Source organism: Pseudomonas sp. NPDC090752, assembly GCF_055584805.1.
The window spans coordinates 32,297-45,849 of sequence record NZ_JBVJLI010000022.1; the positions used below are offsets into that span (position 1 = coordinate 32,297).

General features: G+C 60.4%; 11 protein-coding genes and 1 tRNA gene. 10 read left to right on the top strand and 2 right to left on the bottom strand.

Annotated elements, in window-relative coordinates; genetic code table 11:
* Positions 1–74 precede the first annotated feature (74 nt).
* From ACZ6YA_RS23130 to ACZ6YA_RS23170, 9 genes are all read left to right on the top strand, one after another.
* Positions 75–151: transfer RNA gene (locus ACZ6YA_RS23130), tRNA-Met, on the top strand.
* 130 nt (positions 152–281) lie between these two features.
* Complete coding sequence (gene rimP / locus ACZ6YA_RS23135; RefSeq protein WP_033702568.1) at positions 282–740, top strand: ribosome maturation factor RimP; 459 nt, start codon at positions 282–284, stop codon at positions 738–740.
* A gap of 59 nt (positions 741–799) precedes the next feature.
* Positions 800–2,281: a transcription termination factor NusA gene (gene nusA / locus ACZ6YA_RS23140; protein WP_465899767.1), complete on the top strand. Its 1,482-nt coding sequence runs from the start codon at positions 800–802 to the stop codon at positions 2,279–2,281.
* A gap of 27 nt (positions 2,282–2,308) precedes the next feature.
* Entirely contained in the window at positions 2,309–4,831 is a 2,523-nt protein-coding gene (infB, locus tag ACZ6YA_RS23145; RefSeq protein WP_465899769.1) for a translation initiation factor IF-2, read from the top strand.
* A 116-nt stretch (positions 4,832–4,947) separates the two neighbouring features.
* On the top strand, positions 4,948–5,346 hold the full coding sequence (gene rbfA / locus ACZ6YA_RS23150; RefSeq protein WP_465899771.1) for a 30S ribosome-binding factor RbfA: 399 nt from the start codon (positions 4,948–4,950) through the stop codon (positions 5,344–5,346).
* Positions 5,347–5,349: 3 nt separating this feature from the next.
* Positions 5,350–6,267 carry a tRNA pseudouridine(55) synthase TruB gene (gene truB, locus ACZ6YA_RS23155; RefSeq protein WP_465899773.1) on the top strand — a complete coding sequence of 306 codons (918 nt, stop codon included), beginning with the start codon at positions 5,350–5,352 and terminating at the stop codon, positions 6,265–6,267.
* A 146-nt stretch (positions 6,268–6,413) separates the two neighbouring features.
* Entirely contained in the window at positions 6,414–6,683 is a 270-nt protein-coding gene (gene rpsO / locus ACZ6YA_RS23160; RefSeq protein ID WP_016489163.1) for a 30S ribosomal protein S15, read from the top strand.
* Between the two features lie 249 nt (positions 6,684–6,932).
* The gene (gene pnp / locus ACZ6YA_RS23165; protein WP_465899776.1) at positions 6,933–9,038 is read left to right on the top strand and encodes a polyribonucleotide nucleotidyltransferase; all 2,106 of its coding nucleotides are present in this window, start codon (positions 6,933–6,935) and stop codon (positions 9,036–9,038) included.
* Positions 9,039–9,305: 267 nt separating this feature from the next.
* Positions 9,306–9,656: a BON domain-containing protein gene (locus tag ACZ6YA_RS23170; protein WP_465899778.1), complete on the top strand. Its 351-nt coding sequence runs from the start codon at positions 9,306–9,308 to the stop codon at positions 9,654–9,656.
* Positions 9,657–9,735: 79 nt separating this feature from the next.
* Here ACZ6YA_RS23170 and ACZ6YA_RS23175 read toward each other — a convergent pair whose 3' ends face one another.
* A complete protein-coding gene (locus tag ACZ6YA_RS23175) occupies positions 9,736–10,038 on the bottom strand; it encodes a heme-binding protein (RefSeq protein ID WP_465899780.1) in 303 nt (100 codons plus the stop codon).
* Between the two features lie 60 nt (positions 10,039–10,098).
* On the opposite strand from ACZ6YA_RS23175, the gene ACZ6YA_RS23180 reads away from it, so the two are divergent.
* Positions 10,099–10,512, top strand: a complete 414-nt coding sequence (locus tag ACZ6YA_RS23180; RefSeq protein ID WP_465899781.1) for a VOC family protein — start codon at positions 10,099–10,101, stop codon at positions 10,510–10,512.
* 90 nt (positions 10,513–10,602) lie between these two features.
* Here ACZ6YA_RS23180 and ACZ6YA_RS23185 read toward each other — a convergent pair whose 3' ends face one another.
* Positions 10,603–13,539: a DUF748 domain-containing protein gene (locus ACZ6YA_RS23185; RefSeq protein ID WP_465899783.1), complete on the bottom strand. Its 2,937-nt coding sequence runs from the start codon at positions 13,537–13,539 to the stop codon at positions 10,603–10,605.
* Between the last annotated feature and the right edge of the window lie 14 nt (positions 13,540–13,553).

Here is a 13,553-nt window from a genome sequence, read left to right on the forward strand (position 1 = left end):
GCGGGCTTTCTTGCAGGTGGAGGTTGGATTGACCCAGCGACGGGTTCGGTCTTATACTTTCGCCCCAGCTTTGTCGCGGGGTGGAGCAGCTTGGTAGCTCGTCGGGCTCATAACCCGAAGGTCGTTGGTTCAAATCCAGCCCCCGCAACCAGCTTCAGCGGAGCCCCTTTTCAGGGGCTTTTTGCTAGCCGAACAGTTTTCGGCGTCGTTGTCCAACGGCGCTTTCAGGGATGGGCGCTTCGCCCATTTTTCATTTGCACAGCATGCACGAGGGGGTTCAGGTGTCGAGCAAGCTAGAACAGTTGCAGGCCTTGTTGGCCCCGGTGGTCACGGGGCTGGGCTTCGAATGCTGGGGGATCGAATTCGTCTCCCAGGGCAAGCATTCGGTATTACGTGTCTACATCGACAAGGAAGGCGGGATTCTGGTGGACGACTGCGCTGAAGTCAGCCGTCAGGTCAGCAGCGTTCTCGATGTGGAAGATCCGATCAGCTCTGAATATACCCTAGAGGTTTCTTCTCCTGGCATGGAACGCCCGCTGTTCACGCTTGAACAGTTTGCCTCGCATGCCGGCGAACAAGTGAAGATCAAGCTGCGCTCACCCTTCGAGGGTCGTCGTAACTTCCAGGGCCTTCTCCGCGGTGTGGAGGAGCAGGATGTGGTGGTCCAAGTGGACGATCAAGAGTTCCTGTTGCCGATCGACTCGATCGACAAGGCCAATATTATTCCCAGTTTTGACTGAGACGTGCCGGGCCCGGCGGACTATCCGGGCCCAATGGCTTGCGCAAGGCGAGGCGTACGATGAGCAAAGAAGTACTGCTGGTTGTTGAATCGGTATCCAACGAAAAAGGTGTACCGCCCGGCGTCATTTTCGAAGCGCTGGAAGTGGCCCTGGCTACTGCAACCAAAAAACGTTTTGAAGACGAAGTCGATCTGCGTGTGGAAATCAACCGCCACACCGGTAGCTACGAGACGTTCCGTCGCTGGACCGTGGTCGACGAGAACGACCTGGACGATCCGGCGATCGAAACCTGGCTGGACAAGATCAAGGACACTCACCCGGAAGCGAAAGTCGGTGATGTGATCGAAGAAAAGATCGAGTCCATCGAGTTCGGTCGTATTGCCGCCCAGACCGCCAAGCAGGTCATCGTGCAAAAGGTCCGTGAGGCCGAGCGCGCCCAGGTGGTCGACGCCTACCGCGAACGCGTTGGCGAGATCATCTCCGGCACCGTCAAAAAGGTCACTCGCGACAACGTCATCGTCGACCTGGGCAACAACGCCGAGGCGCTGCTGGCCCGCGAAGACATCATTCCACGTGAGACCTTCCGGGTTGGCGTGCGCCTGCGTGCGCTGCTCAAGGAGATCCGCACCGAGAACCGTGGTCCACAGCTGATCCTGTCGCGCACCGCGCCACAGATGCTGATCGAGCTGTTCCGCATCGAAGTGCCGGAAATCGCCGAAGGCCTCATCGAAGTCATGGCCGCCTCCCGTGATCCGGGTTCGCGTGCCAAGATCGCCGTCCGCTCCAAGGACAAGCGCATCGACCCGCAAGGTGCCTGTATCGGCATGCGTGGTTCGCGCGTCCAGGCCGTATCCGGGGAGTTGGGTGGTGAGCGTGTGGATATCGTCCTGTGGGACGATAACCCGGCGCAATTTGTCATCAACGCCATGTCGCCGGCTGAAGTCGCGGCGATCATCGTTGATGAAGATGCCCATGCAATGGACATCGCAGTTGCCGAGGACAACCTGGCCCAGGCCATTGGCCGTGGCGGTCAGAACGTTCGCCTGGCCAGTCAGCTGACTGGCTGGACCCTGAACGTGATGACCGAAAAGGACATCCAGGCCAAGCAGCAGGCAGAAACCGGTGACATCCTGCGCAATTTCATCGATGAACTGGAAGTCGACGAGGAGCTGGCCCAAGTGCTGGTCGACGAAGGCTTTACCAGCCTCGAAGAAATTGCCTACGTACCGTTGGAAGAAATGCTCAACATCGATGGCTTTGACGAAGAAATCGTCAATGAGCTCCGCGCTCGAGCCAAGGACCGTTTGTTGACCAAGGCCATCGCTACCGAAGAAAAACTGGCAGACGCCCATCCGGCCGAAGACCTGCTCTCCCTTGAGGGCATGGACAAGGACCTGGCGGCGGAACTGGCGGTGCGCGGCGTGGTTAACCGCGAAGACCTGGCCGAGCAGTCGATTGACGACCTGCTCGACATCGACGGCATCGACGAAGAGCGTGCCGGCAAGTTGATCATGGCCGCCCGAGCCCACTGGTTCGAGTAATTAGGCGCGGCCTGAGGAGAGAAGTGCATGACGCAAGTCACGGTGAAAGAACTGGCCCAAGAGGTCGAGGCACCGGTTGAGCGCCTGCTGCAGCAGATGCGTGAGGCAGGTCTGCCGCACACCGACGCCGGTCAGGTAGTGACCGACAATGAGAAGCAGACGCTGCTGACTCATTTGAAGAGCAGCCACAAGAGCAAGGCGGAAGAGCCGCGCAAGATTACCTTGCAGCGCAAGACCACCAGCACCCTGCGTGTCGCCGGTAGCAAAAGCATCAGCGTAGAAGTACGCAAGAAGAAAGTTTTCGTTCAGCGCAGCCCGGAAGAAATCCAGGCTGAGCAGAAGCGTGAGCAGGACGAACGCCGCGCGGCTGAAAATGCCGCGCGCGACAAGGTCGACGCTGAAGTGCGCCAGCGCAACGAAGAGCAGGCCCGTCGCCAGTCGACCGAAACTGCTGCACCTGCGCCGGTTGCCAAGGCTGCCCCGGCCCCTGCCGCTGCCCCGGCTCCAGTAGTCGCCGACGCTCCTGCGTCGGAAGACGCCGCTGCCCGTGCCGCAGAGCGCAAGAAGGACGAGACCCGTCGCAACGAAAGCCGCACTCGCGATGACGACCGTCGTCGCGGTGAGGCCCCGCGTGTGTCGATCAAGGTCAAAGTCAAGGAGAAGGAAAAGGCGCCGACTCCACGTGCCGCTCCGCGCACTACCGACGAAGAGAGCGATGGCGCTCGTCGCGGTCGTGGTGGCAAGGGCAAGCTGAAGAAGCGCAACCAGCATGGCTTCCAGAACCCGACTGGCCCTGTCATCCGTGACGTGACCATCGGCGAGACCATCACCGTCTCCGAGCTGGCCAACCAGATGTCCGTCAAGGGCGCTGAAGTGGTCAAGTTCATGTTCAAGATGGGTACTCCGGTCACCATCAACCAGGTGCTCGACCAGGAAACCGCTCAGCTGATCGCAGAAGAGCTGGGTCACAAGGTCACCCTGGTCAGCGATACCGCCCTGGAAGATTCCCTGGCCGAATCGCTGAAGTTCGAAGGCCAAGCCGAATCGCGTGCGCCGGTCGTTACCGTCATGGGTCACGTTGACCATGGCAAGACCTCGCTGCTCGACTACATCCGCCGTGCCAAGGTTGCCGCTGGCGAAGCCGGTGGTATCACCCAGCACATCGGTGCTTACCACGTGGAAACCGACCGTGGCATGGTCACCTTCCTCGATACCCCGGGCCACGCTGCGTTCACTCAGATGCGTGCCCGTGGTGCCAAGGCGACCGACATCGTCATCCTGGTGGTGGCGGCGGACGACGGCGTGATGCCGCAGACCCGTGAAGCCGTTCAGCATGCCAAGGCAGCTGGCGTCCCGCTGGTCGTTGCAGTGAACAAGATCGACAAGCCGGGTGCCGACCTCGATCGCATCCGTAACGAGCTGTCCGTCGAAGGCGTGACTTCCGAGGAATGGGGTGGTGACACGCCGTTCGTCAAGGTTTCGGCGAAGATGGGTACCGGTGTCGACGAGCTGCTTGAAGCCGTATTGCTGCAGGCCGAAGTACTCGAACTGACCGCTACGCCGACCGCTCCAGGTCGTGGTGTGGTCGTCGAATCGCGCCTGGACAAGGGTCGTGGCCCAGTGGCGACCATCCTGGTTCAGGACGGTACCCTGCGTCAGGGCGACATGGTCCTGTGCGGTTCCAACTATGGCCGCGTACGTGCCATGCTCGACGAGAACGGCAAGCCTGTGAAGGAAGCCGGCCCGTCGATCCCGGTCGAGATCCTCGGCCTCGACGGTACTCCGGAAGCCGGTGACGAGCTGTCCGTGGTTGCCGACGAGAAGAAAGCCCGCGAAGTTGCCCTGTTCCGTCAAGGCAAGTACCGCGAGGTCAAGCTGGCACGTGCACACGCCGGCAAGCTGGAAAACATCTTCGAGACCATGGGTCAGGAAGAGAAGAAGACCCTCAACATCGTGCTCAAGACCGATGTACGTGGCTCCCTGGAAGCGTTGAACGGCTCGCTCGGCGGCCTGGGCAACGATGAAGTACAGGTTCGCGTGATCGGTGGCGGCGTCGGTGGTATCACCGAGAGCGATGCCAACCTGGCGCTGGCGTCCAACGCGGTGCTGTTCGGCTTCAACGTGCGTGCCGATGCTGGTGCGCGCAAGATCGTCGAGCAGGAAGGTCTGGATATGCGTTACTACAACGTGATCTACGACATCATCGAAGACGTCAAGAAAGCTCTGACCGGCATGCTCGGCAGCGATGTTCGCGAGAACATCCTGGGTGTCGCCGAAGTCCGTGACGTGTTCCGTTCGCCGAAGTTCGGCGCCATCGCTGGCTGTATGGTCATCGAGGGCACCGTGTACCGCAACCGTCCGATCCGCGTACTGCGCGACGACGTTGTGATCTTCGAAGGCGAGCTGGAATCGCTGCGTCGCTTCAAGGACGACGCTTCCGAAGTGCGTTCGGGCATGGAGTGCGGTATTGGCGTCAAGAGCTACAACGACGTCAAGGTCGGCGACAAGATCGAAGTCTTCGAGAAAGTCCAGGTTGCTCGTACCCTTTAAGGGCGGGCATGGCGCCAGCCCCCGCCGCAGGGCGGTGGGCAGCGCCTCAGTAGGTAGCGCCCGGTCAGGCATCAGCCTGACCGGGCGTTTGCCGCTTTAAGTTACAGGTAGCAAGAATGGCCAAAGAATACAGCCGTACCCAACGTATCGGTGATCAGATGCAGCGCGAGCTGGCAGAGCTGATTCGCCGTGAAGTCAAAGACCCACGCGTCGGCCTGGTGACCATCACCGCCGTGGACGTCAGCCGTGACCTGGGCCATGCCAAGGTCTTCATCACCGTGATGGGTGAAGAAACGCCGGACGCGGTGAAGCAGTCGCTCAAGGCGTTGAACAGCGCCGCCAGCTTCCTGCGCCTGCACCTGGGCCGCTCGATGCAACTGCGCAGCGTGCCGCAACTGCACTTCCACTTCGATGAAAGCGTCAGCCGTGGTGTTCACCTGTCGGCGCTGATCGAGCGTGCAGTGGCCGAAGACCGCCTGCACCAGGGTGGCGACGAGCCGGACACCAAGGAGTAAGCGGTGGCCCAGGTCAAACGTATCCGCCGCAATGTCAGCGGCATCATCCTGCTCGACAAGCCACTGGGGTTTACCTCCAACGCCGCCTTGCAGAAAGTCCGCTGGTTGCTGAACGCGGAAAAGGCCGGCCACACCGGCAGCCTCGACCCGCTGGCCACCGGTGTACTGCCGCTGTGCTTTGGTGAGGCGACCAAGTTCTCGCAGTACTTGCTCGATTCCGACAAAGGTTACGAAACCGTCATGCAGCTGGGGCAGACTACCAACACTGCCGACGCTGAAGGCGAGGTCCTGCAGACCCGTGAGGTGACCGTTGGTCGTGCCGATATCGAGGCGCTGCTGCCACGTTTTCGCGGCCCGATCAGCCAGATTCCACCGATGTACTCGGCGCTCAAGCGTGATGGCCAGCCGCTTTACAAACTGGCACGTGCAGGAGAGGTAGTGGAGCGCGAGCCGCGTTCTGTTACTATTGGCCGCTTGGAGTTGCTCGAGTGCGAAGGCACCCGTGCACGGCTGAGCGTAGGTTGCAGCAAAGGCACCTATATCCGCACCCTGGTGGAGGATATCGGCGAGGCTCTTGGCTGTGGCGCCTATGTTGCCGAGCTGCGCAGGACCCATGCCGGGCCCTTCGAGCTGGCCCAGACCGTAACCCTGGAAGAACTTGAACAGGCTCACGCCGAAGGTGGCAACGAAGCGCTTGACCGCTTCCTGATGCCTTCCGACAGTGGCCTGCAGGATTGGCCGATGGTTGGCCTGTCCGAACACAGCGCGTTCTACTGGCTGCATGGCCAGGCAGTACGCGCCCCAGACGCGCCGCAATTCGGCATGGTCCGGGTACAGGATCACAACGGTCGCTTCATCGGTATCGGTGAAGTGAGCGAAGACGGGCGCATTGCGCCGCGTCGACTGATTCGGTCGGAATGACCGAACCCGCAGGTCAGGGCTTCGGTTCGGGCCTGCGGATACAAGGGTGGCTGTCAGTAGGCACGGTCACACCTTTCTTATCAATACAGGGATTTGTCCCTGGCCTATTGGACCCGTTCGCGGGTTCCGTTATCAGGAGAAGCCTCATGGCCCTCAGCGTTGAAGAAAAAGCTCAAATCGTTACCGACTACCAGCAAGCTGCTGGCGACACTGGTAGCCCGGAAGTTCAGGTTGCTCTGCTGACCGCGAACATCAACAAGCTGCAAGGCCACTTCAAGGCCAACGGTAAAGACCACCACTCGCGTCGTGGCCTGATCCGCATGGTTAACCAGCGTCGTAAGCTGCTGGACTACCTGAAGGGCAAAGACACCACTCGTTACAGCGCCCTGATCGGTCGCCTGGGCCTGCGTCGCTAATAGCGGCCTGGTCAGTGGTGTGCATGGCGTGTCGCAGGCTTCGCAGGGGCTGCTTTGCAGCACTTGCGTCGGACACGCCACGCGTATCTTCGAGGTTGGCAGCCTGGCAGTGCTGAGCGGATTTTCCGCTTGGCGCCAGGCTCCCAGCCTCGTGTTGTATCTGGACGGTCAACGGGGCCGATTCCCTGTTCTGCCCAAGAATTCGCAAGAAACCAGTTCCCCCAGAGCCACTGAAGAAGGTAGGAAACCGTGAACCCGGTAATCAAGAAATTCCAGTTCGGTCAATCGACCGTTACGCTCGAAACGGGCCGCATCGCCCGTCAGGCCTCCGGCGCCGTGCTGGTCACCGTCGACAACGATGTCACCGTGCTGGTGACCGTGGTCGGTGCCAAGCATGCCGACCCGAGCAAAGGCTTCTTCCCGCTGTCCGTGCACTACCAGGAAAAGACCTACGCCGCAGGCAAGATTCCAGGTGGCTTCTTCAAACGCGAAGGCCGCCCATCCGAAAAAGAAACCCTGACTTCGCGCCTGATCGACCGTCCGATCCGCCCGCTGTTCCCTGAAGGTTTCATGAACGAAGTGCAGGTTGTCTGCACCGTCGTTTCCACCAGCAAGAAAACCGATCCGGACATCGCTGCGATGATCGGTACCTCGGCTGCCCTGGCGATCTCCGGCATTCCTTTCGAAGGCCCGATCGGCGCTGCCCGCGTTGCCTTCCACGAAAGCACCGGCTACCTGCTGAACCCGACCTACGAGCAACTGGCTGCCTCGAGCCTGGACATGGTCGTTGCCGGTACCGCCGACGCCGTGCTGATGGTTGAGTCGGAAGCCAAAGAGCTGACCGAAGACCAGATGCTGGGCGCCGTATTGTTCGCCCACGACGAATTCCAGGCCGTTATCCAGGCTGTCAAAGAGCTGGCTGCCGAAGCTGCCAAGCCGACCTGGGACTGGAAACCCGCCGTTGCCAATACCGAACTGTTCAACGCCATTCGTGCCGAATTCGGCGAAGGCGTTTCGCAGGGTTACACCATCACCGTCAAGGCCGACCGCTACGCGCGATTGGGCGAGCTGCGCGATCAGGCGATCGCCAAGTTCTCCGGTGAAGAAGGCCAGGCTTCGGCCGGCGAAGTGAAAGAAATCTTCGGCGAGATCGAATACCGCACCGTTCGCGAAAACATCGTCAACGGCAAGCCGCGTATCGATGGTCGTGACACCAAGACTGTGCGCCCGCTGAACATCGAAGTCGGCGTGCTGCCGAAAACTCACGGTTCGGCGCTGTTCACCCGTGGCGAAACCCAGGCCCTGGTCGTCGCGACCCTGGGTACTGCGCGTGACGCACAGCTGCTGGACACCCTCGAAGGCGAGAAGAAAGACCCCTTCATGCTGCACTACAACTTCCCACCGTTCTCGGTAGGCGAGTGTGGCCGCATGGGCGGTGCTGGCCGTCGCGAAATCGGTCACGGCCGTCTGGCCCGCCGCTCGGTCCAGGCCATGCTGCCTGCCGCTGACGTGTTCCCGTACACCATCCGCGTGGTTTCGGAAATCACCGAATCCAACGGTTCCAGCTCCATGGCTTCGGTCTGCGGTGCTTCCCTGGCCCTGATGGACGCCGGTGTACCGATGAAGGCACCGGTTGCCGGTATCGCCATGGGTCTGGTCAAGGAAGGCGAGAAGTTCGCCATCCTGACTGACATCCTCGGTGACGAAGACCACCTGGGCGACATGGACTTCAAAGTTGCCGGTACCGCCAAAGGCGTTACCGCACTGCAGATGGACATCAAGATCAACGGCATCACCGAAGAGATCATGGAAATCGCCCTGGGCCAGGCCCTGGAAGCGCGCCTGAACATCCTCGGCCAGATGAACCAGATCATCGGCCAGTCGCGTACCGAGCTGTCGGCCAACGCACCGACCATGATCGCGATGAAGATCGACACCGACAAGATCCGTGACGTCATCGGCAAAGGCGGCGCCACCATCCGCGCCATCTGCGAAGAAACCAAGGCTTCGATCGACATCGAAGACGACGGCTCGATCAAGATCTTCGGCGAAACCAAGGAAGCTGCAGAAGCTGCACGTCAGCGCGTACTGGGTATCACCGCCGAGGCCGAGATTGGCAAGATCTACGTGGGCAAGGTCGAGCGTATCGTCGACTTCGGCGCCTTCGTCAACATCCTGCCGGGCAAAGACGGTCTGGTGCACATCTCCATGCTCAGCGATGCGCGCGTAGAGAAGGTCACCGACATTCTGAAAGAAGGTCAGGAAGTAGAAGTGCTGGTACTGGACGTGGACAACCGCGGCCGTATCAAGCTGTCGATCAAAGACGTTGCCGCGGCCAAGGCCTCGGGCGTCTAAACGACTGATAAAGCTGTAGGAAGAGGGCCCCTTGATGGGGCCCTTTTTTATTGCCTGGGCGGAACCTTTTGCACGCTTGCATCTTGCACGCAGATTTAAACCGCAGGTTGCAAATTGCACGACTGGCGTATCGTTGGTATTCGCTTAAGTCATTGATTTATAAGGAAACAAGCGAAGCGGAAAAGCTGGCACAGCCCATGCAACTACCTTCATACCTGCCGCCAGGACTAACGGCGCAGACCTTTCGAATAAACAGGAGTGACCCACATGAAGAAGTTCGCCATTGCTGCCGCTACTGCTACCGCTCTGACCCTGACCATGGCTAACGCGGCATTCGCCCAGCAGTCCACCCAGGCCCCAATGACGCTCGCGGCCGGTGAGGTGACTGAAGCCAAGGAAGCCACTTCCGATACCTGGATCACCACCAAGGTTAAAGCGGACCTGCTGACCGAGAAAGGCATCCCAGGCTCCGACATCAAGGTAGAAACCAACAAAGGCGTGGTGTCGCTGTCGTCGACCACCGCTGTAACCGATTCGCAGAAAGAGATGGCTGTTGCCATCACCAAGAAGATCAAAGGTGTGAAAGCCGTTTCGGCTGACGGCCTGAAAGCCGAATAAGGATTGTCCCGTCGGCCAAACGGATTTGGCCACCGTTCTTCAAAAGCCCTGGCTTCGGTCAGGGCTTTTTCATGGGTGATCAAACCACCGGATTGCGGGCGATGACGTCGCTTTCGAAGTATTCCTGCTCGGCAACCAGAGGTTCCACCAGTGGGCGGCTGTCGCGGAAGTGCGCCGTACGCGTATGCGCTTCGTAGGCCTCGTCGTCACGGTAGATCTCATAAAGGTAGATCACCTCCGGATCGGCCCGGTCTTGTGACACATCGAACACCAGGCATCCCGGTTCGGTGGCCACGGAAGCAGCGGCATTGACTTTGATGGCGGTGAGAAATTGTTCGGCGCAACCTGGCTTGACACGCGTCTTGATAAACAGACTGTACACAAGGCGTTCCTTTTGTTTTAAATTCTATCTGGAATTGTATACAAAAATGGAGTCGCGCCAATGTCTGAATTACCAGCACGCCCGGGTCGCCTGAATGGCCTGCGCCATATCGCCCTGTTGGTGCCCAACCTTGAGGAGTGCGAGCGCTTCTATGTCGAGGTGATGGGCATGGAGGTGTTGAACCGGGCCAATGAGGATCTTGTTTATCTGACCTGTGGCAACGACAACCTGTCGCTGGGGCGCGGGGCAGGGGCTGCAAATGGGCTGCAGACGTTGGATCACTATGGGTTCATCGTCGATAGCGTGGAAGAGCTGGAAGCGTGGTACCAGTACTTCAAGGCGCGTGGGGTGACCTTGCTCGATCGGCCTTTCAATCATGGAGATGGGGCACGGAGTTTCCATTTGCTGGACCCGGCGGGGAACAAGGTGCAGCCGCTGTATCACCCGGCGATTTCGGGACAGCGGTTGGTTTGAGCCAGTGCGGCCTCTTCGCGGGACAAGCCCGCTCCCACATGTGGAATACCTGTGGGAGCGGGCTTGTCCCGCGAAGAGGCCGCTACTGGCTCACTCAGCATCCAGATGCATCGGCGTAATCACCCGACCATCTTTCTCAGCCTGCCCCAGCGTTGTGTCAATGAAGTACACCCGGTCATCTTCCAGCTTGCCCTTGTCGACCAGATAATCCTTGATACTGCTGGCCCGTTCCTGGCCCAAGGTACGCAGCAACGGCGCGCTCTCGGCCCACGATTTGATCACCGCCTCACGCAGCTTGGTGGCGCGCTCATCGCCGCTCAGCTCTTTCCATTGCGCCGGCGGCTGCTGCTTCAGGCGGGTCCGGTAGATGCCTTCGAGCATGGCCGGTTTGTCGCTGTCGTCGACCACCAGCATCGAGGCGTTGGCCGGCACCTTGTCGCCACGGCGTTGCAGGATCTTGTACCAGGTGGCCTGGTATTCGCGCTCCAGGCGCTGCTGGGCGATCAGCGGCCCATCGCTGCTCTGGGCGCTGGTGCCTTCGATCTCCAGGCGCAGTTCCGGGCGTTCCTTGAGGGCCGAGGCGAGCTTGTCCAGGGCCGACTGCGCATCGCCGCTGAGCTCGCTGGAACCCGCAGCGAACGAGATGTTGCCGAGATCTTCCGAGCCACCACCAGCGATCAGCCCACCGATGAACTTGAACGGCGCCTGCGCGGCGCGCAGTACCAGGTTGCGCAGGGTCTGCCAGACGATCGGCATGACGCTGAATTGCGGGTTGTTGAGGTCCCCGGTCACGGGTAGCTCGATGGAAATCTTGCCTTCGGTGTCCTTGAGCAGCGCAACCGCCAGGCGAATCGGCAGGTCGACAGCATCCGGGCTGTCGACCTTTTCACCCAGTTGCAGCTGCTCGACCACCAGCTTGTTCTCGGCCTTTAGCTGACCATTGGTGATCAGGTAATGCAGGTCGAGGTTGAGGCGGCCCTTGCGGATGCGGTAGCCGGCGAACTTGCCGGAGTAGGGGGTCAGCGTGGTCAGTTCGACGCGCTTGAAGCTGGTGGCGATATCCAGGCTGGCCATTGGGTTGAACGGATTGAGCGCGCCTTTGATGGTGACCGGGGCGTAACGGTCCACCTTGCCCTTGATATCCACCTTTGCCGGCGCTGGTTTGCGGTTGTCGATGGTGCCGATCTGGCCGTTGAGCTGTTGCACCGCAGTGGCGAAGTTCGGCGTCAGGGTGAGGTCGGCGAAGTTGGCCGAGCCGTCATTGATGTTGATCTGGCCGATGCGGATGCCCAGCGGCTTGCTGCCGGTGGTGCTGGCCGGCTTGGCCTTGCTGGCAGCGGGCGCGTCGGCGGGCTGCGGGATCAGCAGGTCATCGACGTTGGTGGTGCGGTCTTCGTTGATGATGAAGCGGGCATAGGGCTGCAGCAGGGTCACCTTGTCGATCGACAGGGCATCGCCGTGTACGTAGGACAGACCATCCACATTCACCTGCTGCCATTTGACGAAATCGCGGTCCTTGATGGTGTCCAGGGTGTGCAATTGGTTGACCTGCGCTTTGCCAGCCACGGTAAAGGCCAGTGGCTCGGTGCTCTTCAAGTCGACCTTGAGGTCACTGGCAAGCATGCCGCTGCGCAGCTCCAGGCGAATGAATGGGCTGATGTAAGCCTGGGCGACACGCAGGTCGATGTCGCGTGTGCTGACGTCCAGTTTGGCGGTGACCGGCGCCAGGTTGACTTCACCGGCTGCCTGCATCTTGCCCTGCTTGCCAACGCCGGTGTCGAGTTTGAGCGTGAAAGGCGACTGGTTGAGGCTGTCGAAACCCTGCAGGTCCAGATTCAACGGGCCGACGTCCAGCGCTACCGGCTCTTTCTGGCTACGGTCGGCCAGATGCACCTGGTAGTTGCGCAGTTGCACGTCCTTGAGCAGCACTTGCCAGGGTTTGCTTGGCTCCCTGGCGGCCTGTTCTTCAGGCGTAGGCTCGGCAGCTGCGGGTTCTTGCTTCTCTTTCGGCGTGGCCTTGGCCGGCTGGCTGGCGAACAGCTTTTGCCAATCGAGCTGGCCGTCCTGTTCCAGGGCTGCCCAAGTCTCCAGCTTCTCGCTGCGGATCTTGCCAACGGTGACCAGTTGCTTGGCGAGGTCTATTGAAGTCTCGCTGACTTCAAGGCTTTCCAGACGTGCCAGCTGGCGGCCATCCGGCGCTTTGATGGCGAACGGCGCGACACGCACCGAGGTCTGGTCCAGCAACAGTTCGGTGGTTTTGGAGAGGTTGAGCTTGTAGTGGGTGTCGAGGTTGATCACACCGTCTTCCAGCACCAGCGGCACGGCATCCCGGACGTAGGGCCAGAACGCCTTCATCTTGCCGTCAGTGACCTTCAACGTGCCCTCTGAAGCGACTGGTGACAAGCTCAGGGTGCCGCTCCAGTCGATGCGCCCGCCATTGGGGCCGTTGGCCACCAGCGTCATGTCGGCATTGTCATCCGGCAAGGTGCTGAGGTTCTTCAGTTCCAGGTTCATGTCGTCGTAAAGGAAGACGATCGGTTCGCTCGGGCGCTGGTCCTCGAAGTGCAGGTAGCCGCCTTTGAGCTTGATGCTGCCAATGCGCAGCGGGAACGGGTCGCTGGGCGCCTCGTCGGGATTGGCTTCGCTGGGCGGCAGTTTGAACAGCTGGGTGAGGTTGAGCGTGCCGTCCTTGGCGAACAGCACTTCGTTGCGCGGTTTGTCGAGCTCTACGGCGGTCAGGTGCAGCGCCCCGGTCCACAGGCTGTCCAGCGCCAGATTAGCGTATAGCCGTTCGAAGCCAACCTGTTCCTTGCCTGGCTTACCGATCTGCAGGCCCCACAGGGTCAGTTCGAGGCTGAACGGGTTGAGTTCGATACGCTGCAGGTGCGCCGGTACGCTGGCGTACTGCGCAAGCTGCTGGTTGGCGATGCGCAGGCCGACACCGGGAAGGATAAGGAAGCCAAGCAGGTTGTAGAGGGCCACGAGAGCCAGCAGGGCGCCGAGGGCGCGAGTCAATCCTTTGTACATGTGTCGCTTCGTCT

What these genes read in the sequence shown, in the direction of transcription:
- nusA (WP_465899767.1), top strand. Translation starts at nt 800, where the DNA reads ATGAGCAAAGAAGTACTGCTGGTTGTTGAATCGGTATCCAACGAAAAA.
- infB (WP_465899769.1), top strand. Translation starts at nt 2,309, where the DNA reads ATGACGCAAGTCACGGTGAAAGAACTGGCCCAAGAGGTCGAGGCACCG.
- rbfA (WP_465899771.1), top strand. Translation starts at nt 4,948, where the DNA reads ATGGCCAAAGAATACAGCCGTACCCAACGTATCGGTGATCAGATGCAG.
- rpsO (WP_016489163.1), top strand. Translation starts at nt 6,414, where the DNA reads ATGGCCCTCAGCGTTGAAGAAAAAGCTCAAATCGTTACCGACTACCAG.
- ACZ6YA_RS23170 (WP_465899778.1), top strand. Translation starts at nt 9,306, where the DNA reads ATGAAGAAGTTCGCCATTGCTGCCGCTACTGCTACCGCTCTGACCCTG.
- ACZ6YA_RS23180 (WP_465899781.1), top strand. Translation starts at nt 10,099, where the DNA reads ATGTCTGAATTACCAGCACGCCCGGGTCGCCTGAATGGCCTGCGCCAT.
- ACZ6YA_RS23185 (WP_465899783.1), bottom strand. Translation starts at nt 13,539, where the DNA reads ATGTACAAAGGATTGACTCGCGCCCTCGGCGCCCTGCTGGCTCTCGTG.